Source organism: Paeniglutamicibacter cryotolerans, from assembly GCF_014190875.1.
GTDB classification, from domain to species: domain Bacteria; phylum Actinomycetota; class Actinomycetes; order Actinomycetales; family Micrococcaceae; genus Paeniglutamicibacter; species Paeniglutamicibacter cryotolerans.
In genome coordinates, this window is the sequence record NZ_JACHVS010000001.1 from 878,319 (window position 1) to 902,891 (window position 24,573).

Here is a 24,573-nt window from a genome sequence, read left to right on the forward strand (position 1 = left end):
CCGTGCAGCGGTTTCCCCTATGGCTACGATGCCCGGTCAGCTGCCACCGGGCTCAGCGGTGCAGCGGCCACCGGTTCGTCCACAGGCACCACGCGTTCCCCCGAGCGGGTCGCTCCGATGCCCGCGGCAATCACCAGTCCGATGCCGATCACCGCCGCCGGACGCGGTACCTGGTGCAGCAGCATCAGCCCGACGACCACCGCGATAGCCGGCTCCAGGCACATCAGCGTGCCGAAGGCAGCCGTGGTCAGCCGCCGCAGCGCCGACAGTTCGAGGCTGAACGGGATCACCGGCAGCAACAGCGCCAGCGCGAACCCGATGGCCAGCAGCTGCCAATCCATGTTGCCGAGCACCGCGGGACCGACCGCCAGCGAGGCGACCACCGCGGCCACCGGCATGGACATGCCCAGCGCGGAAATCCCGGACACCGCGTCCCCGGCCTTCTGCGTGAGCAGCACGTAGGCGGCCCAGCACACCGCTGCACCGAGGGCGCACAGCACCCCGAGAGGATCGGTGGCACCCTGCCAGGGCTCGGTCAGCAGGAGCACCCCGACCGCCGCCACCAGCGCCCACCAGCGGGCCCGCCCACGGCCCTGGGCCACGGCAACCGAGAGCGGTCCGAGGAACTCCAGCGCACTGGCCGTACCCAACGGGATCGTCTGGACGGCAAACATGAAGCCCAGTGTCATTCCCGCGGTTGCCACGCCCAGCAAGACCAGTATTCCGATCGTGGCCCTGTCGAAGGAAACCTTCCACGGGCGGGCGACTGCCACGATGATGACCGCAGCCCAGGCCAGGCGAAGCCAAGCCACCCCATCGGGACCGAGCCGGCCGGCCAAACCGACGGAGGCCGCCAATCCCAGCTGGACGCAGCACATCGCGGCGCATGCCATCAGCGTGCCGGTGCCGGCGGTGCTCGTCTTCGGGAACCGGGTCAAAGTCATGGGTCAAGTAGACACGAGGCAAGCAGTCCGCGTCCACGCGAGAATCATCAACATACCGTTCATGATCCGTGGACAATGATCTCCATGGATACCCGGCGCCTCCAATACCTCTACGGGCTCTCCCCCATGGGATCGATGCGCGCGGTTGCCGATGTGCTGGGCACCACGACGTCGTCGGTCTCCCAGCAGATCGCGCAACTGGGCCGGACACCGGAGTCCGGCTGACCGAGCCGGAGGGCAGGGGCGTACGCCTGGCACCGGAGGGACGCAGGCTCGCCGGCCATGCCCAGGGGATCCTGGCTGCGGTTGACGCGGCACGGCTGGACCTCGATGCCGCAGCCGAGCCGTCGGTAACCCTGCGCATCGCCGGTTTTGCCACAGCCATCCGCCGGACCCTGATGCCGGTGATCGGGGAACTGGCCGAACACCATCCCGGAGTGTCCATCGAGGTGCTCGAACACGAACCGGAGGAGGCCCTGCGCCTGCTCGCCGCCGACGAGGTCGCCCTGGCCCTGACCTACGACTACAACCTCGCACCACACGCCGTCGGCACGGCGGTGGAGACCCGGCCGCTGTGGAGCACGCCCTGGGGCCTTGGCGTACGCAGCGAGGAGGCGAAAGCGTTGGGCGGAAAGGACGGAGCCGCCGATGCCGCGACCATCTTCACTGCCTTCGGGAAACACCACTGGATCGGGAACTCGCGCAATATCGCCGACGAGACGGTGCTGCGCATCATCGCCTCGATAGCCGGGTTCGAACCGGACATGCGTCACCAATCCGACAGCCTGGACCTGGTTGAGGAGCTGATCCTGGCCAGGCTCGGCGTCGGGCTGCTCCCCATGGACCGCCCGGCGTGCAGCGTCATCACCATCCTGCCGCTGCATCACCCCGACCTCCGGCTGCGCGCCTATGCCCGGACCCGCAGCGGACACAGCGGCTGGCCCGCCCTGGCACTGGTGTTGGAACGGCTCGGCCGCAAGGCCTAAGCGCGGTGGCCCCTCGGGTACGGGAGAGGATTGATTCCCCTTTGCCCCACCGAACCGGATTGCGGACACCGCCGAGCCAAGTACCACCGGCTGCCACTGGGTGGATGGCCCCTCTCTCCTGGCCACCGCGTTCGGGCCGGCTCGTCCCTGCGGCCTCCGCCGAAATCGTCGAGGAGCACCCGCAGATCCTCCGGGTAGCGTTGGTCCGGGCCATGGATGAGTGATTCGTCACCATCCGGATCGGCAAATCGGCAAGGAGGCGCTTTCGGACAGCTGAAGCCGGGGCGCCACCGATGGCCGGCACCCCGGGCTCCGCCTTGTTCCCTTTCCGTACGAGGCAAGGGATCCACGCTCCCGTAGCGAAAGTATCCCGGCGCAGCCCGGACAGTGGAGGACGCCGTTCAGCCCTACCGCTTCACCGGGCCATTTCCGGTCAGGGCCACGCCAAAGCAGTTTTGACGTGGCCGGCCGGCGGAGTAGACATGAGGGTATGACTAGCAAGAACCTTTCAGGAAACACTCTTCGAATCCTCAGGGGCGGCACCTCGCTGGCACTTCTGGGCCTGGGCCTGGCCGGATGCTCCTCCGCTGCGGCACCGGCGCCCACCGTGACGGTTACCGCCTCCGTGCCCACCCAGGCCCCTGCCGCGGCCACGCCGAGCGCGACCACCGCCCCGGAAGCCACCGCTACCACGGCCGCGCCCTCCCCGAGCACCGAGGCAGCTGTCGAACGACGTGTCGTGATGACCGTGACCGGCGCCAAGGACACCGCATTGGTCAAGGCCCTCGTGGTGACGTCGGACAGCAAGGAAAGCGATGCCCAGATGCGTAGCCAGAAGCTGCCCTTCACCCGGGAAGTCACGCTTCCCGCCACGACCGACTTCACCAAGGTCCTGGTGCTGGGTAAATACTCCTCGGGTGCCACCGGCAAAATCTCCTGCACGGTGAGCATCGACGGCAAGGAGGTCGCCTCGTCCAGCTCGAGCAGCCACCAGCCGGCCGAGTGCCTCTTCATCAACAAGGATTCAGCGAAGTAGGGAACTACCCCCGTGCCGCCCAGGGCCTCCGGCCGCCATCCCTGAGGGGACGGTGGCCGGGGGGGTCCTTTGCCTATCCGCGCAGGCGTTCCATCTTCGGGTCGAACAGCGGGTCGGCGGCGACCGTGGCGGGGATCCGCTGACCGAAGTACTCGATCTCCACCACGTCGCCCTCCACCGTCCCGGCCGGCAGCCAGGCGTAGGCCAGCGGGGTGCGCACCGTGTAGCCGTAGGCTGCGCTGGTGACGTAGCCGCAAGCCGTCCCGTCGATGTAGACCGGCTCCTTGCCCAACACCATCGAAGTTCCGTCGTTGATGGTCAGGCAACGCAACGCCCGCTCCGAGGGCTTGTTGCGCAGCACGTCCACCGCTTCGGCGCCGACGAACCCGGTCTTGTCCTTGGCGATGGAGAAGCCCAGGCCGGATTCGAACGGGTGGTGCTCCGGGGTGACGTCGGTGCCCCAGAGCCGGTAGCCCTTTTCCAGCCGCAGCGAGTTGAATGCGCCGCGGCCGGCGGCGATGATGCCTTCCTCCCGGCCCGCTTCGAAGAGCACGTCCCAGAGCTTCTGCCCGTGCTCGGCGCTGGTGTACAGCTCCCAACCGAGCTCACCCACATAGGACAGTCGCATCGCGGTGACCGGCACGCCGCCGATGACCACCTCGTTGGAGCGGAAGTACTTCAGCGTCTCGTTGCTGAAGTCATCGCGGCTGACCTTGGCCATGACCTCGCGGGCCAGCGGGCCCCACAGCCCGATGCAGCAGGTGGCCCCGGTGATGTCCGCGACGTGCGCCCACGCCGCCGGGTCGGCGGCCCCCTGTCGGCGGGCCTCCACAGTGAAGTAGTCGAGGTCGATGTTTCCGTTCACGCCGAGCTGGAAGCGGTCCTCGCCCAGCCGCGCGATGGTCACATCCGAACGGATGCCGCCGTCCGCGTTCAGCAGCAGGCAGTAGGTGACGGCGCCGGGCTTCTTGGCGATATTGCCGGTGCTCAGCTTCTGCAGCAAAGCCAGCGCACCGGGGCCGCTGACCTCCAGGCGCTTGAGCGGTGTCATGTCGTACATCGCCACCGCAGTGCGGGTCTTCCACGCCTCCGCCGCGGAGATCGGCGAGTGGAACTTGTTCGACCATTCATCGCGTTCCGGGCCGGCCCACTCTGAGGGCATGTCGTCGAGCAGGTGCCGGTTCGCCTCGAACCAGTGCGGGCGCTCCCAGGCGGCCGACTCCAAGTAGAAGGCACCGAGCTCGTCCTGCCGGCGGCGGAACGGGGCCGAGCGCAGGTCCCGCGGCGAAGTGCGCGGCTCCAGCGGGTGGCGGATGTCGTAGATCTCGACGAAGTTCTGTGCCGAGGTCTCCTCGACGTACTCCCTGGTGGTCTGCACTGCCTCGAAGCGGGAGAGGTCGCAGTCATGCAACGGCGTGGTCGACTGCCCGTCAACCAGCAGCTCGGCCACCGCCTTCGCGATGCCGGCCGAGTGGGTCACCCAAATGGCCTCGGCGACAAAGAAGCCGTCCAGCTGCGGGGCCTGTCCGACCAGCGAGCCGCCATCGGGGGTGAAGGAGAAGATCCCGTTGAACCCGTCCTCGAAGGTGCGTCCTTCAAGCCCCGGGAGCAGCTTCTTCGAATCCTCCCAGACGGGAAGGAAGTCCTCCTCGGTGAAATCCAGCCGCGAGGGCATGTTGTGCTCCGACATCTGGTCGGAGGGCACGCGTTCCAGCGAGTCGAGCGCGACGGGCATCGGACGGTGGGCGTATGATCCGATCCCGATCCGGTCCCCGTGCTCGCGGTAGTAGAGGTCCTTGTCCTGGTGGCGCAGGATCGGCAGCGAGGCGCCGTTGGGCAGCTCATTGCGCCCGGCCTGCTCCGGCAGCGCGTCGGTGGTGACGTACTGGTGGCCCAGCGGCAGCAGCGGCACCTTCAGCCCGATCATGTCGCCAATGGCCGGCCCCCAGAACCCGGCGCAGGAGACGACGATGTCCGCCTCGACGATCCGCTCGCCGATGCGCACGCCGGTGACCTTGCCGCCTTCCTGCTCGATGCCGGTGACCGTCGTGTCGCCGAGGTAGGTGACACCGGCAGCGGTTGAACGCTCGATGAGCAGCTGCACGGCACGGGCGGCAAGTGCCAGTCCGTCGCTCGGGACGAAGAAGCCCCCCAGGACCTCCTCCTGTGCCAGCAGCGGGTACATCTCCTTGCATTGCGCCGGGTCAAGCAGCCTGCCCTCCAGCCCCCATGCGGTGGCGAAGCCGTGGCGGCGGTGCAGTTCGGCGAGCCGCTCGGGAGTCGTGGCGACTTCGAGCCCGCCGACCTGGTTGAAGCAGGAGGTCCCGTCCTTCACCAGAGAGAGCAGCTTCGCCACCGTATAGCCGGCGAACTCGGTCATGGCCTTTGACGGGTTGGTCTGGAAGACCAGGCCCGGGGCATGGGATGTCGATCCGCCGGCCAGGTGCAGCGGGCCCTGTTCGATGACCGTGGTGTTGGTCCAACCGCGGATGGCCAGTTCGTCGGCCAGGTTGGCGCCGACGATGCCGGCACCGATGATGACGACGCGGGGTGCAGTGCTCATGTGTTTCAGACTCCTGTGTTTGCTTAGCGGAAGACGACGGTGCGGGTCTTGTTGATCAGGATGCGGTGCTGGCAATGCCAGGTGATGGCGCGGGAGAGCGCCTGCATTTCGGCGTCGCGGCCGATCCTCACCAGCGCGTCGGCATCCGGGACGTGGTCCACCCGGAAGACCTCCTGCTCGATGATCGGCCCCTCGTCGAGCGACTCGGTGACGTAGTGGGCGGTCGCGCCGACCATCTTCACCCCGCGCTCGTAGGCCTGGTGGTAGGGCTTGGCACCCTTGAACCCGGGCAGGAACGAGTGGTGGATATTGATCGCGCGGCCGTGCAGACGGGAGGTGAGTCCGTCGGAGAGCACCTGCATGTAGCGGGCGAGCACCACCAGGTCCGCCTGATACTGCACGATCAGGTCCTCCAGCGCCGCCTCGGCCCCGGCCTTGGTTGCTGCGGTCACCGGAACGTGGATGAACGGCAGCCCGGCGGCCTCGGCCATCGGGCGCAGGTCCTCGTGGTTGGAGACGACCGCGACCAGCTCGGCGCCCAGGGTGCCGGTGTTCCAGCGGTAGATCAGGTCGTTGAGGCAGTGCCCGAACTTCGAGACCATGACCAGCACCCGCTGGGGGCGCCCGTCGTGGATGGTGAAGTCCATGCCGAAGTCCTGCGCCACGGCGCCGAATTCGGTGCTCAGCGCCGCCGCGGTGGCCTCCGGGCCGCCTCCGGCGAACTCGGTGCGCAGGAAGAGCTGTCCGCTGACGTGGTCGTCGAACTGCTGGTGTTCGGCGATGTCGAAGCCGCGGTCATCGAGGAAGCCGGTCACGGCGCGCACGATCCCAGGGCGGTCCGGACAGGCCAGGGTCAGCACGAATCGGGTGGTGCGTGGCCGCGCCGCACCGGACTGGCGGATGCCGACGTGGTCCTGGATGGCTGCCGTCACCGTGCTCCCCTGGGTCTCGCGCGGGTGGATGTGCTGGGTGGTCATTTCTTCGCTCCGTTCGTCGGGCATTTGTCGTTGTCGGTGCACTCTTTGGTGCAGTCGTGTTTGGTCACCAGTTCAAATGGCACGCCCCCGTGTTCGTCCACCGCGGTGCGAATGGCCCGCTCGACCACAGAATCGGCCAGCCGCTTGCGCAGGGCAAGCGGGTCATGGCGCAGATCCCTGACCAGCGCGAAGCACAAGACGAACATGACGATGGCGAAAGGCAGCGCGGAGACAATGGTGATGTTCTTCAGACCGTTCAGGGCTTCCCCGGGGTTGTCCCCTCCGGCCAGCAGCATGATCGCTGCCACGGCACCGGTGAGCACGCCCCAGAACACAATGACCCGCTTTGAGGGTTCCATCGCGCCGTTGGTGCTCAGCGAGCCCATGACGATCGAGGCGGAATCGGCACCCGTGACGAAGAAGATGCCCACCAGGACCATGGCCAGGACCGCAATTGCGATCGTCACCCCTTGGCTAACCCCCAGGTTCTGGATCAGATCGAACAGGGCTCCTTGGAAGTTGATCGCGGGTTCCCCATCAACCATCGGCACGAGTCCCTCGGAGGCGCCGTTGGAGGCGTCGGCCTTGAGCTGGATGTTGAACGCGGCACCACCGAAGATGGAGAACCAGATGACGGAAACCAGCGAGGGGACCAGCAGCACCCCGGTGACGAACTGCCTGATGGTGCGTCCACGGCTGATCCGGGCGATGAACATTCCCACGAACGGTGCCCATGAAACCCACCAGGCCCAGTAGAAGATGGTCCAGCCGGACAACCAGGCCCGGACCGATTCATCGCCGGCGAGCTCGGTACGTGAGGCCATCGAGGGCAGGTCGCGGATGAAGTCGCCGATGGCGGAGGGCACCAGGTTCAGGATCATCAGAGTCGGGCCGAGCACGAAGACCAGCACGGCCAGCAGCAGGGCCAACAGCATGTTGATGTTTGAGAGCCACTGGATGCCCCAGGAGATTCCGGAGACGGCCGAAAGTACGAAGCAGATGGTCAGCACGGTGATGACCACAACCAGCACCGGGGAGCCGACTTTGCCGATCCAGCCGTTGAATTCAATGCCGCTGGCGATCTGCATGGCACCCAGGCCGAGCGATGCGGCGGTGCCGAAGAGGGTTGCGAAGATGGCGAGGATATTGATGGCCTTTCCGGCCGGGCCATTCACTCGCTTCCCGAACAACGAGGTGAAGGCGGATGAAATGAGCTGACGGCGGCCCAGCCGGAAGGTGCTGTAGGCCATCGCGATGCCAACCACCGCGAACATCGCCCACGGGTGGATGCTCCAGTGGAAGATAGAGGTCGCCATCGCGGTCTGGATGGCCTCGGGGGTGCGTCCGTCAACTGTTCCCGGCGGTGGTGAAACATAGTGGAAGAGCGGTTCGGCCACTCCATAGAAGACCAACCCGATGCCCATGCCGGCACTGAACATCATGGAGATCCACGAGATGGTCTTGAATTCCGGTTTCTCTCCGTCACGGCCCAACGGGATGTTACCGAAGCGGCCCAGGGCCAGCCAGAGCACGAACACCACGAAGAAGGAGGCCAGCGAGACAAAGAGCCAACCGGTATTTTCGGTGACCCAGGACAACGCCACGTTGGAGACGGCCGAGAGTGACTTCGGGTTGCTCAGGCCCCAAATGACGAAAGCCAGCGCGAAGGCTCCGGCGATGCCGAAGATGACCTTATCCATTCCCTCAGGTAGGCGTACCAGGCTGCGGATGGCGTTTCTCTCCGACTCACTGTCCTTCAACTCCCGCAGGATCGCGGTGTCGTCCGGTGACCGAGACTCCGTCCCCGCGTTATCTGACAGGTAACATTGCGCATCGGCGGGTTCATCGGAGAGAAATTCTTGGGTATCAACAACCATGGAATATTCCTTTGCTTGGGGGTGCGAGATGCGTCTGAAGAATTGACGTGTTGCCGTGCCCCGTTGGCACAGGACCCGATGCCCGTCGGTTCACGCACCGGGGGTGAAAAATCGGTCATTCCGATGCCACCCGAAACAACGCAAAAGCAAGATCATGGGTCGAAGACCAATCCGGTGACGGGCCTGGCTCCCTGACGCGGGGTGAACGTTAGGACTTGGCTCGCATTGTTATTTGCCGGCGGCGTACGTGGCTTCTCAGTTCAAGCAGACGTCACGCATCAATCGCCTCTTTCCTTTCCGCGGCCCTTCCGTGCTTCTATTCGGTCTTCAAAGGGCTGATGTTGTTTTGCAATACACAACAGCAAGCGTCCTGAGCAACAAGCGTGGCGCACGTCACAGGTCAAAGTCAAGGATCGGATGCTAATAATTTGAACATGCTGGATGCGACCGAGCGTTGCAAGCAAAAGCACCCGCCGCCCCAAAAGGGCAGCGGCATGAGCGACGCCAGATCACCACCCACATGCCGGACGCTAGCCGCGCGGAATCAACAATCACTTTCCAGTCGCTCCGTGAGAATTCGCCTCGCCCGGGTCTGCAGGATATTCAGGGATTCCTTGATCAGCGGCGAACCCATGCTGCCCATGCGTACAGCGGCCACAATTCTACGTGCCGGCTTTCCGCGGCCCGATATGGGTAGTCGAATCACGTTCTCCGCACTTCCCAGGGGCGCCAAGCGCGGCAACAGGCCCACTCCCAATCCGGCACCAACGAAAGCGATCAGGGTTTCCCATTCGACGGCCTCATGAGCGATTCGCGGAGTCACCCCGACGGCAGTGAACGCCGCCACAAAAAGGGAATGATAGGCGGACCCGGGGGCGTCGGTAATCCAGGGATCGGTTGCCATCTCTTCAAGTGTCACCGTTTCCCGCGACGCCAGCCGATGGTCCGCAGGGAGGATGACGTCGAGGGGGTCATGGAGCAGCGTTGTCTGCTCAAAGCGGCGGTCTTCGTCCGGGTGCACCTCCGCCTGCATGGCAACGATGACGGCCAGGTCGATTCGCTCGGCGATCAGCAGGTCAAAACATCGTGCCGGATTCGCCTCGAGAACCTGAACCTCCAGCAGGGGGCGCGCCGATCGAAGCGCGGCCGCAAGCGGTGCCAGCAATTGGGCGGCGGCACTGGAGAATCCCCCGATGCCCAAATGGGACTGCACCTGGCCGCCGGCCTCCAACGCCGAGGCACGCAGTAGCTCCCATTGCGCGATCAGCGCATCCGAGCCCGACACTAGCTGTCGACCCGTGGCGGTGAGCCGCAGGCCTCGGCCATCCTTTGTCAGCAACTGCATTCCAAGCACACGCTGAAGTTCGCGCAACTGCGCGGAGATCGCAGAAGGGGAGTATCCCGTGAGCTCCGCAGTAGCTGCCACTGAGCCGCACCGGGAAAATACTCTGAGCGTTGCGAGACGCGGATCAATCATGCACCTATCTTGCACTATTATCGCCAAAATATTGCGATTTTGCCGCAGTAGATTGTGACGAATCTCATGACATCATGATTTCAATAGCTTCAGTTGAAGCAATCAACTCGCAGCCCCAGTAGCTTATGCCTACCTCGCCCTCGGAGGAATCCTTATGCCTGCTTCAGTGAACGTGCCGATCAATTCACGCGGCAAGCTCGCCTCGTCATTACCAGCTGAGCAGCTGGCGGAGATCGCCGAGCTTTTCGAATACCGACGCGAGGGCTTTTCACTCGATGCTCCCTTCTACACGGAGCCCGCAATCTTCAAAATAGATATGCAGGCGATATTCGGCCAGCACTGGCTCTTCGCGGCGAGCGTTGCGGAACTTCCCGAGCCGGGCGACTATGTAACCGTGGACTACGGTCCTTATTCCTTGATCATCTTGCGCAATGACGATGGCGGCGTGAACGTCATGCACAACGTATGCCGCCACCGTGGCGCACGCGTCTTGACCCAGCCCGCCGGGAGCACCGGAAACATGGTGTGCGGTTACCACGCTTGGACCTACTCGCCCAACGGTGATCTGATCCACGCCTCAGCTCCGGGGGAAACCAAGTTCGACAAGAGCTGTTTCGGCCTCAAGCGGGCCCACGGCCGCGAGTATGCCGGCCTCATCTTCGTCTGCATCGCCGACGAAGCACCAACGGACTTTGATGAAACGGCAAAGGTCTTCGAGCCCTACCTCGTGCCACACGACCTGCCAAAGACGAAGGTGGCCTACCAGCAGAACATCATCGAAGAAGCCAACTGGAAGCTCGTCATGGAGAACAACCGTGAGTGCTACCACTGCGACGGCCATCCGGAGCTTGCCTGTTCGCTCTTCCCGACGTGGGGCCTCACCGAGGGGCTCATCCCACAGCATCTCGAAGCAGTTTGGGATCGCAGCAAGGAAGCCCAAGCCGCCCTCGAAGAGCGTTGCCGGCGCTACGGCATCCCTTATGAAGTCTTCGAGGAACTCGATACCCGTGTGGCGGGAATCCGCATCTCCCGCGAATCCCTCGACGGCGACGGCGAATCGTTCTCAGCCGACGGGCACCGGCTCTCCAAGAAGCTGCTGGGAGACTTGCCTGATTTTCGACTCGGGCGATGCTCGATGCACCTTCAACCCAACAGCTGGTTCCATTTCCTCGGCGACCATGTCATCACGTTCGCCGTCTTCCCCATCAACGAGCATCAGACTCTGGTTCGTACTACGTGGCTTGTCGCAGATGACGCCGTCGAAGGCGACGACTACGACCTCGACAAACTCACTTACACCTGGAAGCAGACCAATCTGCAGGACAAGGAATTCGTGGAGCTGTGTCAAAACGGCGCCAACAGCCCGGCCTATGAGCCCGGCCCCTACATGAAGAGCGAGTATCAGGTCGAGGCATTCATCAACTGGTACGTGCAGCGAGTGCAGGAGCACTTAGCATGATCGAGAGCATGACCGCCACCGCAATTCCTGAGCCGCAGCGCATCCGCGGCCTTGAAATGCCGTGGAACAGGGTACTGGGAAGCACCGATGGGCCCGCCGGCGCAGCCCGAGCACTCGGCCCGTGGCATCCACAGGAGTTCCTCGCCGAGTGCGTCGAGACAGTGCCCGAGGCCGGCGGCATGATGACTTTCATATTCCGACGCATCGACGGCGCCCCCCTGGCCTTCCGACCGGGCCAGTACCTGAATATCGCCTTTCCCGTGCACGGTGAGAATCAGGACCCGGTGGATCGTAGCTACTCGTTGTCCAGTTCGCCGACCGAACCCTGGACGTTCAATGTCACGGTCAAACGTGATCCCACGGGCCTGGTCTCGCCATGGGCACACGAGAACGTCCAACCCGGCACCATCCTCGAGATGCTCGGACCCGTTGGGGCCTTCCACCTGCCCGATGTCGACCGACGGGCGCGCTACCTCCTGCTGGCCGCGGGAGCCGGCATCACACCCATCATGTCCATGCTGCGGACCATCCATTCGCTCCCCGGGCAGGCGGATGTCGTGGTTCTCTACCATGGCTCCGAACCCGGAGGCTTCGCCTTCTGCAAGGAGCTGGCCTACATTGCCTCGGTGGATTCCCGCATCAAGGTCTTCTACTCCTTGGGTGACCGCAATCAGCCCGCTGGATGGGCTGGCCTGAGCGGTCGCTTAACTGCCGCAATGATTGACCAAGTGGCTCCGGATGCCAACGGACGAAAAGTCTATGCCTGTGGCCCGGAAGGATACCTCAATAGTGTGTCCGAGCTGCTGGCCGCAGTTGGCGTCGACGATACGTCTATCCATATGGAGTTCTTCTCGGGAGACCGTCAGACCACGATGGAATACCGGGCAGAGGTCGCGCTTGCGGAGGAAATCGCCGAGGAAATCGCGGATTCCGCGGAGGTGTACTACGAAAACCAGCCCTCGACCCTGGGAATGTACGAACCTGCCTACGATGCAGAGGGGGCCATAGAGGCCTCGGGTCTTCCGCTGGAAGCCGCCGATCCCGACTTCTCAGGATCCGAGGCCCTCGCTGATGGAGCGGAAGAGGCACTTGATTCCAGCCCGCCCGATATCTCAGCATTCGATACCGTTGGAACGGGAAGCCTCACCTTGTCCTTCATCCGCACCCGCCTCAACGTCCGCATCAATCCCGAGGAGAAAATCCTTGGGGTTGCCCAACACGCCGGCGTGAGGATCGGAGCAAACTGTCAAGAAGGAATGTGTGGCTCGTGCAAGGTGGTCAAACTCTCCGGGGACGTTGAGATGAACCACCAGGGCGGCATCCGTGCCCGAGAAATCGCTGTCGGAAAGTTCCTGCCATGCTGTTCGACCGCACAGAACGACCTCGTCATCGATGCCTAACCGCTTCAAACTGATCACGACATTTAAGCTTCTGCTTCTGCCGCGGCCAGCTCCATAGCCCTCGCTTCGGTGTGGAGAGCAAGCATTGCGACGACTAGTCGTGCCAAGCCCCGCTTCACAGATACTGTCCACTACGGACCAGACATTCAGTCCACTACGACTGGTGTCACCACTCAGTTCTCATCGCCAACTCATAGGAGCCATTTAATGTCAGGTAACAGGGCAGTCGCCTACCAGGGCCCGGGCATCGTCGAGGTCATCGACACCCCCTTCCCCACCTTCGAACTCACCGACGGACCCGGAGTCAACCCCGCCAACGTGGGCCGCAAGGTCCCGCACGGGGTCATCCTGCGCACCGTGGCCACCAACATCTGCGGCTCGGACCAACACATGGTCCGCGGACGCACCACCGCCCCCACCGGCCTGGTCCTGGGCCACGAAATCACCGGCGAAGTCATCGAGGTGGGCCGGGACGTCGAATTCATCAAGGTCGGAGACATCGTCTCGGTCCCCTTCAACATCTCCTGCGGCCGCTGCCGCAACTGCAAGGAACAAAAGACCGGGATCTGCCTGAACGTGAACCCCGACCGCCCCGGATCCGCCTACGGCTACGTCGACATGGGCGGCTGGGTCGGCGGCCAAGCCGAATACGTCCTGGTCCCCTACGCCGACTGGAACCTGCTCCGGTTCCCGGACCGCGACCAGGCCCTGGAAAAGATCATGGACCTGACCATGCTCTCGGACATCCTGCCCACCGGCTTCCACGGCGCAGTCACCGCCGGGGTCACCGTCGGCTCCACCGTCTACGTCGCCGGCGCCGGACCGGTCGGCCTGGCCGCCGCAGCCTCCGCCCAGCTCCTCGGCGCCGCGGTGGTCATCGTCGGGGACCTGAACGAGGACCGCCTGGCCCAGGCCCGCTCCTTCGGCTGCGAAGGAATCAACGTCGCCCACGGGGACCCCGCGGACCAGATCGAACAGCTGCTCGGCGTGCGCGAGGTCGATGCGGGCATCGACGCCGTCGGCTTCGAAGCCCGCGGCCACGGCCACGGCGCCGGGGCCGCCGAGGCCCCGGCCACCGTGCTGAACTCGCTCATGGACCTCACCGCCGCCGGAGGATCCCTGGGCATCCCGGGCCTCTACGTCACCGGGGATCCCGGAGCAGCGGACGAAGCGGCCCAGAAGGGCTCCCTGTCCCTGTCCCTGGGCACCGGCTGGGCCAAATCCCTGTCCTTCACCACCGGACAATGCCCGGCCATGAAATACAACCGGGCGTTGATGATGGCGATCCTGCACGAGCGGATCCACATCGCCAAGGCCGTCAACGCGCAGGCGATCCTGCTCGAGGACGCCCCGCGCGGCTACGCCGAATTCGATGCCGGTGCCGCGACGAAGTACGTGCTGAACCCCAACGGCTACCTCAACAACTAACCTGAACCCTCGATGGGGGACCACAGCTGAGCTAGCTGACTGGCTCTCTGGGCGGCTGAACGAAAATGCGCAGTGGCCGGTTCAGGTGTACTAGGTGGCTGCTTTTCTCCGGTTACAGGAAGTAGCGATCCCAGGCGGGTTGACCAGGGATCGCTACTTCCATGGCCGCTAAGTAGGTGCCGCGCCTGGGTGCCTGGGTCTCTTCGCGCGATTCCTCGGCATGGCAGAACACGTTGAAAGGCACCTGCGAGTTCTGGGACCACTGGCTCCCTCGGCAAGGCGGAGTCGATGCTGCACTCATGAACCATTCATCGGCCTCGTTCATGAGACCGCCCGGGCCATTCTCACGCACTAGTGGTTGAACAAGGCTGGCCTGCAGCGTACCGAGCTGATGCCAACAGGACGTTGCCCGCTCCCGTGACGCTGCCTAAACATCACGTCCCGGAGTAGCCCATCGCGACGCTGATCTGCTTCCCCGCCCGTTTGAGTCCATCGAGCAGGCCAGGGATTTCCTGCGGATCAAATCGAAATGCCGGACCAGAAATAGTAATTGAGGCCACCACGTTGCCAAGATGGTTGCGCACCGGTGCGGCAACCGAGTTAATTCCCAATTCAAATTCCTCACGAGCCTGTGCGTAGCCATTCTTCACGGCACGCAGCAGGTCACGTTCCAGTGCTAAGCGGTTATCGATCGTGTTTGCCGTGCGTTTCGGAAGCCCGGTGGTCTTCAAAATCTTCTCCCGCTCGTCGGCACCGAGACCCGCTAGGAGAATCTTTCCACTGGAGGTGGCATGCAAGGGGGTCAGGCTACCCAGCCAATCGTAGGTCGCTAGCGTCGAGGGCCCCATGGCTTGGTCGACGTTGACCGCGTATTCCTCCCGGAGGACCGCCAAATTGACTGTCTCCTTGTATTCGAGGGCGAGCGCCTCGAGCACCGGTCGGGCCTGCCCGACCAGTGAGAGGCGTCCGGGGATCGAGGCGGCCAGCTTCAAGATCCCGAACCCGAGCTCATACTTACCGCGATTGTTATTCTGCTGAACCATGCCTCGGGCCAACAGTGAGCCAAGGAGTCGCGATGCCGTGGATTTGTGGATCCCCATCTCGTCGGCGACCTCTCCAACTCCGGCGCTGCCCTCCCGGGCAAGGATTTCCAACATGGCCAGCGCCCGGTCAACCGATTGAACGCCACCCGGTACCGCTTCGTCATCGCCGCTCTCGTCGGCCTGCGGTTCTCCCAAAGTCATGAAACCCAGCACTTCCCGTCTCAGTAGGGGTGATCCTCTCCCGGCTTCCCATACTATGCCGGAAGGCCAGGCGACCTTATGTCTGTCCAAACCGTAACGCGACAGAGAATGGGCATATTTTTATACAATATTAAGCATTGATCCACCGATGAACGTCCGTGAACGACCGGCGTTCTAACCACGAAATGCCCCAGTTCTCGGGGTAAATTGAACTTACCCTAGAGCAATTTTGCCAGAGCGAAAGGGCTCTTCGCAGAAGCAAGTTTCTCACAGCCCTTCCTCGATGCCAGCCTCCTTCGACGAGACAAACCTGGTCGCCTCCGCCGGACTGCTACCCATCATGCCCACCCCTGGCCCGGGATACAGGGCTGCAAGACCTCGTAGGCCAATGGGTGAAAAACCCCACCGAGAAGGGAGCAAACGCGGGCCTGAAACTCTCCTCTCTGGTCGCCGGAATGATTGCCGGCGCCGATTCCGTTGACGACATGGCCCTGCTGCGCCACGGAGCCATGAACAAGGTTTCCCAGTCCACCCAGTACTGCGGCATGCAAGGTTTGCTCCTGCCCGGTGACGGGTGGGGATGACCTGCCGTTGCGTGGACGCCGATGTGGTCGCACTCTGGAGATACGGGATTCCGTGTTGACCCAGGAGCGACTCCCCTGACACAGCGAGTGAAAGTACGGACACTCGAACCGGAAGAAGAAGCCCAGTTGCTGCAGATCGTGCGGCGAAGTACGGGATCGGTGGTCACCTGGAGACGGGCGCACCTGGTCCTGCTCTCGACCCGGGACCTGGACGTGGCGGTGATCGCGGAGGTCGCCTTCACCAGCGTGGACCCCGTCCACGACGTGCTGCATGACTTCACCGATGACGGCTTTGATTCCCGGCATCCGAAGTACGCCGGAGGCCGGCCACCGAAATTCAGCCCCGAACAGCGAGACCTGATCAAACAGGTCGCCCTGGGGCGTCCCGCCGATGACCACCTGCCGTTTCCCCCTGGAACCTGTCCACACTGGCCGGCTACCTCATCTCACAGGGGTGGTGGACGCGATTTCCCCTGAGGGCCTGCGGTTGGTGCTGCGCAAGGAAAACGTTTCCTTTCCAGTGCAGCACCACCTGAAAGACCAGCAACGATCCCGACTATGAGGCGAAGCAGAACCGCGTCCTGGAACTCGACAAGAGTGCAGAGGGTACGCCGGAACCCGGTGCTGGGGACCCGGGCGTGGTTTTCTGCATGGATGACTTCGGGGCGTTGAATCTCCAGCCGCCTCCCGGGTACCCATGGACGCCGGCCACCACCGGGACCGGGGGCCAGCAGACCCCGCGCCGCAGGCGACGAAGATCACCACGCACAAGAGCATCAAGGAGGCCAAAATCTGTGTACTTGACACCGGCGCACCCGCCTACAGGGCTTACGGTGGAAATTGATTCCCCGGCTTTCGGCTTGGTTTCTCTCCAGCAAGGGTCGACGCGTTTGGTAAAGCGCCAGCAAGTTGGGCGGATCTGCCTGCGGCGAGACAATTACCGTGCTCAGGACTCCTGAGGTACCCAAGTTCCAGCTCAGAGAAACCGCGGAAACCCGTGGTTTCTCTGAGCCCGATATCTGTCAGGTCGGCCCGGATCCAACATAATTAATGCAAAGTCAGCTGCAGTGCTGATCATGCAACACTCCTGATATTCCGCGGTTTTGATGGTCCAGAATAGGCAAAGTCCACTCCCGAACGTTGCATCAATTAAAGCGGTATGTCGAGAGTCCTGGTGCTCCCGTGGGCGGAGATCGCCACGAAGTAGGCCATGTCTGGGAAGGCCCATACCCGCAGCTACACGGTCATAACTGGCTACGGAACAGAATTCCTGAATGATCTCCACCCAGGTCCGGAAAGTCTCCGTGATGTCCGGGCTCGACCCTGACGCCGGATACGACTGCGGCATTGGAGTCCGCAGCGGCAAGAACGCCGTGATGTCCAGTACAAAGTTGCCGTATTGGCGGCAACGTCAAGCTGGCAGACACATCGGCCAACCCGAAGCCCGCCAGTTCCATGCTCCAGCGCGGCCTCAAACCCGACAGCGCACAGCAGATTGCTCAGATCAGGTCGTTCATGTTCGGCACAAGTGCCATCAGCAAGCGCAGGAATATGCCGCCGACCCTCGTTGGGTCGGCGGCATGCTCTATGGCGCTGGGGTAATTAGCCCTTCTGAGACCATCCAGTTGAAGGCGACATCCGCCGGCTCCTCCCCCGCCACATCGACCTTATAGTTCAGCGCGCGCATCGACTCGTCGGTCAGCAGGGGCGAGATCTGGGCAAAGACATCCTGCAACTGCGGATATTTCTCCAGTGTCGCAGTGAGGAAAACCGGAGCCACGTTGTAGGCCGGGAAGAAGTGCCGGTCATCTTCGAGCACCGTCAGGTCCAGTGCATCGATCCGTCCGTCGGTGGTGAACACCTCGCCGAAGTTGCACACACCCTGGTCGGTGGCCGAATAGACGGCACCGGTGTCAAAGATGCCGATGTTTTCATCCGGTACACCGTCGGCGGCGCCCCGGGTCAAACCATAGGCCTTGAGCATCGGGTTGAAGCCGTCGGGCCGGGAATTGAATTCCGATTCCAAGCAGAACGTCCGCTCGGACACGGGCAGATCCGCGATCTGCGACATCTTGGAAATGTTCCCCAGTTGCTCCACCGCCTCGCTGCGCACCGCCAAGGCATAGGTGTTGTTCAACGGTGCCGGTTCACCCCAGGTGATCCCATTGCCCAGGTCCTCGTCGTGGACCGCCTGCCATTGCTTTTGCTTGTCGGGGATCCCCTCGGCGTGTCCCATGTATGAGATCCAGGCGCTGCCCAGATATTCCCACATCATGTCCGCCTGGCCCGTTGTCATCAGCTTGCGTGCGGGCTGGCTGCCCGGCACGTTACTCATGTCACTGACCTTGAATCCCGCGGCTTGGGCCGCGAGGACTGCGATCTTTCCCAGAATCAGTTGCTCGGTGAAGTTCTTGCTTGTTATGACCAGCGAGGCGTTTTGCGGTAGCCCCTCGATGGGTTTGATGCTTCCCTGTCCCGCCGGGGGCACATAGGAGGAGGCCGGCTCAAGTCCGCAGCCAGTGGCTGCCAAGCCCAGGCATCCCATGATGGCGAGCAGGCTTCCGACCCTCCGGATCCGGCCCCGCCGGCCAGCCTGTGCACGGAGGTGGTGTCGGTTCTTCATATCAAATTCCCTTCGGGCGGGCCACGTGTTCAACGAGGCGTCCCACCCAGTCAACGACCAATGCCAGCAGTGCCACGAGGACAGATCCGCAGACCAAAACCACGGTGAGGCCCAGGTTCACTCCGGTGATGATCAGGATTCCCAGGCCGCCTCCGTTGATGAAGGTGGCCAGGGTGGCCGTACCCACCAGCAGCACCAACGCGGTCCGGATTCCGGCCAGCATGATCGGCACTGCCAATGGCAGTTCTATCTTCCAGAGCACGGCAGAGGAGCTCATGCCCATCCCGCGGCCTGCCTCGACGAGCCGATCATCGACCTGGCGCAGGCCCACCATGGTGTTGCGAAGCACCGGGAGCACCGCATAGAGGACCAGTGCGATGATCGCGGCCCAAAAGCCGAATCCCACCCACATGGCCAGCAGCACGATCAGCCCGATGGCAGGCGCTGCTTGGCCGAAATTGGCTACGGCCATCACTGGCCCGCTGAATCTGCGCAGCGGGGCGCGGGTGAGCAGGACACCCAGCGGAATGGCGATCGCCAGCACGATGACAGCCGCGACGGCGGTCAGGGCCAGGTGTTCCACGGTGTATCCCCACAGCGCGGCGGGGGCCAGGGTAGTCCGTTCCGTGGCACTGAGATCTGCCGTGGCGAGAAAGAGGACCACGAGGGACAAGGCCACGGCAATGCCGAAGAGTTGCCACCCGAGCGCCTTCCAGCTGCCCGCGTCCGATGACACCGGAGCATCGGGTCCGGTGGCGGTACCCAGGTTCGGATGGGCAGCCTGAACGGCGCTCATGCCCGGGCCCTCCCGTGTTCGGCCTCCACCGCTGAACGCGCATCGGCGGCGTCGGCCGCCAGTGCAGCAGCGATTGCGGTGGTCGGAATTGCCCCGCTATTGAGGCCCACGGGGGCATCGCCGTCGTTCAGGGCGGAATCGTGGGCGGCACTGATGGCCTCCATCACCGTCTGGACGGTGATCAGCCCCTTGAAGATGTCCCTGTTTCCGGTGACCAGTGCGGCCTCCGAACTGGCCACGAGCATGGTGTCCAGCGCATCGTTCAACGTTGACTTGTCGCCGATGACCGGTATCCGGGGATCCACCGTGTCGTCGATGATCTGCAGCCGGGAAAGCTGGCGGCGCGAGAGCCACTGAATCGGGCGGCGGCGTCGGTCAAGGACCACGGCATGCTTACCGCCGGCCCCCTGCAGGCGCGAGAGCACGTCGCTGGCCAAGTCGCCGGGAAGCGCGGTGACGGCCTCAGCGAGCTTGACCTCGTTCACCCGGGAGAGCGTGAGCTGTTTGAGCCCTGCACCGGAGCCAATGAAGTTCTCCACGAATTCGTTGGCCGGATTGGCCAGGATCCGCTCGGGCGAATCGTACTGGACCAACTGGGCGCCCTCATCGAAGACGGCGATCCAGTCTCCGAGCTTCACCGCCTCGTCGAAGTCGTGGGTCACGCAGACGATGGTCTTCTGCAGTTCCGACTGGATGTTCAGCAGTTCGTCCTGCAGCCGCTGGCGGGTGATCGGATCCACAGCACCGAAGGGCTCATCCATGAGCAGGACCGGCGGGTCGGCAGCCAGCGCACGGGCCACACCCACGCGCTGCTGCTGTCCGCCGGAGAGCTCCTTGGGGTAGCGGTCCCGGTAGACGGCGGGATCCAGCGAGACCAGTTCCAGCAGCTCGTCAACGCGCGCCGCGATGCGGGCTTTGTCCCAGCCGAGCATCTTGGGCACCAGGCCGATGTTCGTTGCGACGCTCATGTGCGGGAAGAGCCCGCCAGCTTGGATCACGTACCCGATTTGGCGGCGCAGCTTATCGCCGTCCATCGTGGTGACGTCTTCCCCGTTAATGACGATCTTTCCGCCGCTGGGCTCGATCAACCGGTTGATCATTTTCAGCGTGGTGGTCTTGCCGCAGCCCGAGGGGCCCACGAACATGACCACCGAGCCGGCGGGGATCTCCAGCGTCAGACCGCCGACGGCCGGCTTGCCCTGACCGGGGTAGCGCTTGGTGACTTCGTCCAGAAGGATCGAGGCGCCGGTGACTGCCCCCGGATTTTCTGCAGAAAGTGACTTGTTGTGTGAATCAGACACGGATACCTCGCGGTGTGGTTAGTCGGCCGATCCCCACAAGGATCAGGTCGAGAATGAGGGCCAGGATGATCACGCCAATGACTCCCACGGCGACGGACTCCAACGCATTGGCACCGCCGAGCCGGGATAGTCCTGAAAAGATGAATCCACCCAGGCCGGGGCCCAGCGCATAGGCTGCCACTGCGGCAATACCCATGACCATCTGCGCCGAAACGCGTACTCCGGCCAGGATGACGGGCCAAGCCAGGGGAAGCTCGACGGTGGCCCACGCGCGGAAGCGGCTCATGCCGATTCCCCGGGCGGACTCAACCACGCCCGGATCGATGCCGTTCAAGCCCACGATGGCATTGCGCAAAATGGGCAGGGTCGCGAAGAACGACACGACGATGACGGCCGGGGCCACGCCGAATCCGACCGGAGCAATCAGCAGCCCGATGAGGGCAAAGGAGGGGATGGTCAGGCCGATGGCCGAGACGCTGTTGGCCACCGAGGCCAGGGATTTACTGCGGTAGACCAGCGCCGCCAGGACAACGGCGATGACTGTTGCCAGGATTAGACACTGAACAACCAAACTGAAATGTTGCCATGAGGCAAACAGGATTTGGCGATATCTATCGCCGACGAATTCCCACACATTAAGACCTTCTTCACGTTAGTTTCGTATCAAACAGGGCCTTGCCGCAAAGGCAGGCCCGCTACCTCAAGGTAATGGATTCAGCACCCAGTATCCACCTGAAGTCCATGCATCCAGGCCGGCCGGCTCCTCGAACTATCTCTAGAATCCGCGGAATTCAGGTGATGTCGAGGCTTTGCCGCAAGCAATCAGTCACACCCCAAAAAAATATGCATTATGCGGACTACGCAGCGTTTCTTCTGTGCAACCCCACCGGGGAGAGCCCCCTGATGGTTCCTGGAATGCATCGTCGCCCCCAGTACCACGGCCAGCTTTGTGAGGTGTGAACGACCGAAGGTGGCCAAGGCCTTGTTGACGTCCACGGTTCGACGCCCTTGTCCCGTGCAGTGCGCGATGGATCCTTGCGAAGAGGCCCCCCAGCGGCTTCCTCGTGGCGGACCGGATCCCGGATCCGCCGGGCCAGACACCGCAGTTCGTTTGCGGTTCCATGCACGCCCGAAGAATGTCAGGCGTTCGGCCAAGCCCCGCCCGAAGAGCGCATCGGCCTTGCCTCGGGGCGCAGCTACCTGCATGGTCGAAGATGGCGATTCGGGCTTCCCGTGCGGCCTCGTGCGCCGCTTGGGCATCGGGAGTCTGTTTGCCGAGGCGAATTCCTTCGCGGTGGATGATCAGGGCATCCACTCCATGCAGTAGCTGAGGTTCGAATGAACGCTGTCACAGGCAGCCTCCGCGTCGCCGGCCTCAATGGCGTCAACCAGGTCCTCGTGCCCCGCTGAGCGACACCCGGCGAAACCCTCACGTAACCGCTGGGCCATTTCCCGCCCGTGGAAGACGTCGCCGAAGGAGCCGTAGAGCTCGAGCAGCAGCGAGTTTCCCGAGGCCTCGGCGACGGTGAGGTGGAACGCCCAATCGGCACCGATCCAGGCTTCTGCGTCCTCGGCGTCCCAGGCCAGCTGACGTTGCGCCAGCAGCCCGCGCATTGAGGCGACCTGCTTTTCGGTTGCAGCTGTGCAGGCCAGCCGGGCGGCCTGGGTATCCAGGCCGAAGCGGACCTGGAGGACCTCCTCGTCGCTGTGGTTGCGGTAGGCCCGCTGCACTGCACCGTGGATCTCACTGGTGGCCCGGACGTAGGTTCCGTCTCCGCGCCGGACCTCGAGTAGGCCCGAGTGGGCCAGCGCCTTGATGGCTTCGCGCAGGGTCCCCCGGGACACCCCGAGCTGTTCCATGAGCACCGGTTCGGCCGGAATGCGTTCATGCAGGGCCCAGACACCGGTCACTATGGCGTTGCGCAATTGTCCGGTGACGGCGTCGGACAGGGGAAGGCGGGCAGTGTTTTCGAGGCTCATGCCGTTTTCCTTCCCGGGAACTTGGGCGTCAGCCCGATTCCGAGCAGCAGCTGCAGGAAGGCAACGCCCGCCAGCAGCCAGAGCGACAGCGTCCAGCCGTTGGTTGCCGCGTAGAGCAGGCCCATGCCGAACGGTCCGATCGTGGAGAAGAGGTAGCCCAGCGACTGGGAAATGGTCGACATGGCGGTGGTCTCGGCCGCGTTCTTTCCGCTGCGGCTGATCACCACGAGGATCAGTGGGAAGACGGCAAATTGGATTCCTATCAGGACCGGTCCGATGAACGCCAATGACAGCGGCAGGTACAACAGGCAGAGCACCCCGGCCATGGCAGCCAGGGCACAGATGTTCATGGCCGTGCGGAGCCTTCCCGGCCGATTGGCCAGGGTCAGCAGCAGGATGCTGGCGGGGACCGAAACGATTTGCATGAGCCCGAGCATGACGCCCGCTGCCTCGGGGGTCATTCCCCGGGAAATCAGGATGATCGAGAGCCAGCTGATGATGGCGTAGACGAACAGCGCCTGGGCCAGGAAGAACCCGGTAATCATCAGCCCTTTACTGGTCTTCAGCAGGGCCCACGGCGATACCCGCTCCTGGTCCGTCGATGTGGTCTGCCGCTTGGCGCTCAGGACGATGGGCAGGAACACCAGGATGCCCACGACCCCGAGAATCGACCAGGCGGCCAGGCCGAGCAGCGGGGAGTCAAGCTGCCGGGCCAACGGAACGCTGAGCGAGGATGCCGCCGTCGCCCCGATGGACATGGTGATCGTATAGACACCGGTCATGGTGGAGGTCTTGTGCGAATAGTTTTGGCGGATGAAGGACGGCATGGTGACGTTGCACAGCGCCAGGCCGCACATCGCCAGGACCGTGCCGAGCATGAGCACGCCCACCGAGGGAATCCCCCGGACCGCGAGCCCCGCGGTCAGCAGCGCCAGCGCGAGCAGGATCGTGCGTTCGATCCCCATCCGGCGCACCACCCCGGACGTTGTGGCACCGGCCACGGCAAAGACAAGCGTGGGAATCGAGGGCAGCAAGGCAGCCACGAAAGGGCCGTACCCCAAAAAGAGCTGCATATCGTGGAAGAGTGCAGCGGCGCTGCTGATGCCCGCGCGCAGGTTCAGCCCGATCAGGACCACCGCCACCACGCCGAGGATGCTCATCCGGCGCAGGCGCCTGCGTTCGGCCGCTGACTGGTCCTGGTGGGATGCTTCCGATTTTTCGGGCTTCGTGGGGGAAAGGGCTTGCGGCTGCTCGACCGGACTTGTTTGCGACATTGCGTAAACATTAGACGTCCAATGTTTGCCGCGTCGAATCCATGACGCGGTGGCTGCCGCTGGCGCATCCCCAGATGGGTCAGCTAGGAGCCCGCAGCCGTCCCCGGCATTTGCTCGACGGCTTCGCAGGCACCCAGGTCCGAAGGGTCGACCTCCGGGCTATCGCAGGCTACGCGGCGCAACAGCCCGCGGAACACCTCCTGCTCCACCGGATCCAGCGCGCCCAGCACTCGTGCTTCGACATCGCGAACCCGCCGCTCGAGGTCGGCGAGCTCGATCCGCCCCTTCCGGGTGGCGACAATGATGCGGGCTCGGCGGTCGGCGGGGCTCAATTGCCGTTCCACCAGCCCGGCCTTCACGAAGTCATCGATGAGGTAGGTCATTACCGTCCGGTCGATGCCTAGGTGGGTTGCTAGCGCCAACTGGTTCGGCAACGACCCGTCGATCACCGCAACCATCACTTGGTAACCCCGGGGGCCGTGGGGGAATTCCCCGGTCACCTCGGCCGTGGCGTTCTGGTAGTTGCGGATCAGGACGCCTAGGGTCCACCCGAAGTTCTCACCGGCGCTAACACCGTCTCGCGTTGATTCGCTGCTCACAATCCCCAGTCTAAACCATCCATCG

The 24,573-nt window shown here is 63.6% G+C and carries 19 protein-coding genes and 1 pseudogene; 7 read left to right on the forward strand and 13 right to left on the reverse strand.

Going from position 1 to position 24,573, the window contains the following annotated elements:
* Positions 1 to 23: 23 nt before the first annotated feature.
* On the reverse strand, positions 24 to 944 hold the full coding sequence (locus E9229_RS04235; RefSeq protein WP_246380352.1) for an EamA family transporter: 921 nt from the start codon (positions 942 to 944) through the stop codon (positions 24 to 26).
* Positions 945 to 1,012: 68 nt separating this feature from the next.
* On the opposite strand from E9229_RS04235, the gene E9229_RS19785 reads away from it, so the two are divergent.
* Positions 1,013 to 1,930, forward strand: coding sequence for a LysR substrate-binding domain-containing protein (locus E9229_RS19785; RefSeq protein WP_221184367.1), 918 nt, complete (start codon positions 1,013 to 1,015; stop codon positions 1,928 to 1,930).
* Positions 1,931 to 2,420: 490 nt separating this feature from the next.
* Positions 2,421 to 2,966: a hypothetical protein gene (locus E9229_RS04245; protein ID WP_183510025.1), complete on the forward strand. Its 546-nt coding sequence runs from the start codon at positions 2,421 to 2,423 to the stop codon at positions 2,964 to 2,966.
* A 73-nt stretch (positions 2,967 to 3,039) separates the two neighbouring features.
* Here the strand turns inward: E9229_RS04245 and E9229_RS04250 are convergent, their stop codons facing one another.
* The 4 genes from E9229_RS04250 to E9229_RS04265 all read right to left on the reverse strand — a co-directional run bounded on the left by E9229_RS04250 (position 3,040) and on the right by E9229_RS04265 (position 9,860).
* Positions 3,040 to 5,529, reverse strand: a complete 2,490-nt coding sequence (locus E9229_RS04250) for a GcvT family protein (protein ID WP_183510026.1) — start codon at positions 5,527 to 5,529, stop codon at positions 3,040 to 3,042.
* Between the two features lie 23 nt (positions 5,530 to 5,552).
* The gene (gene purU / locus E9229_RS04255) at positions 5,553 to 6,506 is read right to left on the reverse strand and encodes a formyltetrahydrofolate deformylase (RefSeq protein WP_183510027.1); all 954 of its coding nucleotides are present in this window, start codon (positions 6,504 to 6,506) and stop codon (positions 5,553 to 5,555) included.
* On the reverse strand, positions 6,503 to 8,383 hold the full coding sequence (locus E9229_RS04260; protein WP_183510028.1) for a BCCT family transporter: 1,881 nt from the start codon (positions 8,381 to 8,383) through the stop codon (positions 6,503 to 6,505). Before E9229_RS04260 ends, purU begins: the two co-directional genes overlap by 4 nt.
* Positions 8,384 to 8,927: 544 nt before the next feature.
* Positions 8,928 to 9,860 (reverse strand): LysR family transcriptional regulator, encoded by a 933-nt coding sequence (locus E9229_RS04265; RefSeq protein WP_183510029.1) that lies wholly within the window; start codon positions 9,858 to 9,860, stop codon positions 8,928 to 8,930.
* A 154-nt stretch (positions 9,861 to 10,014) separates the two neighbouring features.
* Between E9229_RS04265 and E9229_RS04270 the strand changes: the two genes are divergently transcribed.
* The 3 genes from E9229_RS04270 (at position 10,015) to fdhA (ending at position 14,147) form a co-directional block, all read left to right on the forward strand.
* Entirely contained in the window at positions 10,015 to 11,319 is a 1,305-nt protein-coding gene (locus tag E9229_RS04270) for an aromatic ring-hydroxylating oxygenase subunit alpha (protein ID WP_183510030.1), read from the forward strand.
* On the forward strand, positions 11,316 to 12,719 hold the full coding sequence (locus tag E9229_RS04275; RefSeq protein ID WP_183510031.1) for a ferredoxin reductase: 1,404 nt from the start codon (positions 11,316 to 11,318) through the stop codon (positions 12,717 to 12,719). The genes E9229_RS04270 and E9229_RS04275 overlap by 4 nt, the downstream gene beginning before the upstream one ends.
* 207 nt (positions 12,720 to 12,926) lie before the next feature.
* A complete protein-coding gene (gene fdhA, locus E9229_RS04280; protein ID WP_183509860.1) occupies positions 12,927 to 14,147 on the forward strand; it encodes a formaldehyde dehydrogenase, glutathione-independent in 1,221 nt (406 codons plus the stop codon).
* A 434-nt stretch (positions 14,148 to 14,581) separates the two neighbouring features.
* Here the strand turns inward: fdhA and E9229_RS04285 are convergent, their stop codons facing one another.
* Complete coding sequence (locus tag E9229_RS04285) at positions 14,582 to 15,391, reverse strand: IclR family transcriptional regulator (RefSeq protein ID WP_183510032.1); 810 nt, start codon at positions 15,389 to 15,391, stop codon at positions 14,582 to 14,584.
* A gap of 283 nt (positions 15,392 to 15,674) precedes the next feature.
* Between E9229_RS04285 and E9229_RS19260 the strand changes: the two are divergent.
* A pseudogene (locus E9229_RS19260) lies at positions 15,675 to 15,912 on the forward strand (IS1380 family transposase); the annotation flags it as partial.
* 150 nt (positions 15,913 to 16,062) lie between these two features.
* The gene (locus tag E9229_RS04295) at positions 16,063 to 16,452 is read left to right on the forward strand and encodes a helix-turn-helix domain-containing protein (protein ID WP_183510033.1); all 390 of its coding nucleotides are present in this window, start codon (positions 16,063 to 16,065) and stop codon (positions 16,450 to 16,452) included.
* A gap of 1,108 nt (positions 16,453 to 17,560) precedes the next feature.
* Here E9229_RS04295 and E9229_RS04300 read toward each other — a convergent pair.
* The 7 genes from E9229_RS04300 to E9229_RS19265 form a co-directional block, all read right to left on the reverse strand.
* The gene (locus tag E9229_RS04300; protein ID WP_407671322.1) at positions 17,561 to 18,505 is read right to left on the reverse strand and encodes a glycine betaine ABC transporter substrate-binding protein; all 945 of its coding nucleotides are present in this window, start codon (positions 18,503 to 18,505) and stop codon (positions 17,561 to 17,563) included.
* A 94-nt stretch (positions 18,506 to 18,599) separates the two neighbouring features.
* The gene (locus E9229_RS04305) at positions 18,600 to 19,394 is read right to left on the reverse strand and encodes an ABC transporter permease (RefSeq protein WP_183510035.1); all 795 of its coding nucleotides are present in this window, start codon (positions 19,392 to 19,394) and stop codon (positions 18,600 to 18,602) included.
* Positions 19,391 to 20,695: an ATP-binding cassette domain-containing protein gene (locus E9229_RS04310; RefSeq protein ID WP_183510036.1), complete on the reverse strand. Its 1,305-nt coding sequence runs from the start codon at positions 20,693 to 20,695 to the stop codon at positions 19,391 to 19,393. The genes E9229_RS04305 and E9229_RS04310 overlap by 4 nt, the downstream gene beginning before the upstream one ends.
* Positions 20,688 to 21,329 carry an ABC transporter permease gene (locus tag E9229_RS04315; protein ID WP_183510037.1) on the reverse strand — a complete coding sequence of 214 codons (642 nt, stop codon included), beginning with the start codon at positions 21,327 to 21,329 and terminating at the stop codon, positions 20,688 to 20,690. The genes E9229_RS04310 and E9229_RS04315 overlap by 8 nt, the downstream gene beginning before the upstream one ends.
* Positions 21,330 to 21,997: 668 nt before the next feature.
* Positions 21,998 to 22,675 (reverse strand): FadR/GntR family transcriptional regulator, encoded by a 678-nt coding sequence (locus E9229_RS04320; protein WP_183510038.1) that lies wholly within the window; start codon positions 22,673 to 22,675, stop codon positions 21,998 to 22,000.
* The gene (locus E9229_RS04325; protein ID WP_183510039.1) at positions 22,672 to 23,949 is read right to left on the reverse strand and encodes an MFS transporter; all 1,278 of its coding nucleotides are present in this window, start codon (positions 23,947 to 23,949) and stop codon (positions 22,672 to 22,674) included. Before E9229_RS04325 ends, E9229_RS04320 begins: the two co-directional genes overlap by 4 nt.
* A gap of 83 nt (positions 23,950 to 24,032) precedes the next feature.
* Positions 24,033 to 24,548 carry a MarR family winged helix-turn-helix transcriptional regulator gene (locus tag E9229_RS19265; protein ID WP_312855596.1) on the reverse strand — a complete coding sequence of 172 codons (516 nt, stop codon included), beginning with the start codon at positions 24,546 to 24,548 and terminating at the stop codon, positions 24,033 to 24,035.
* Positions 24,549 to 24,573 lie beyond the last annotated feature (25 nt).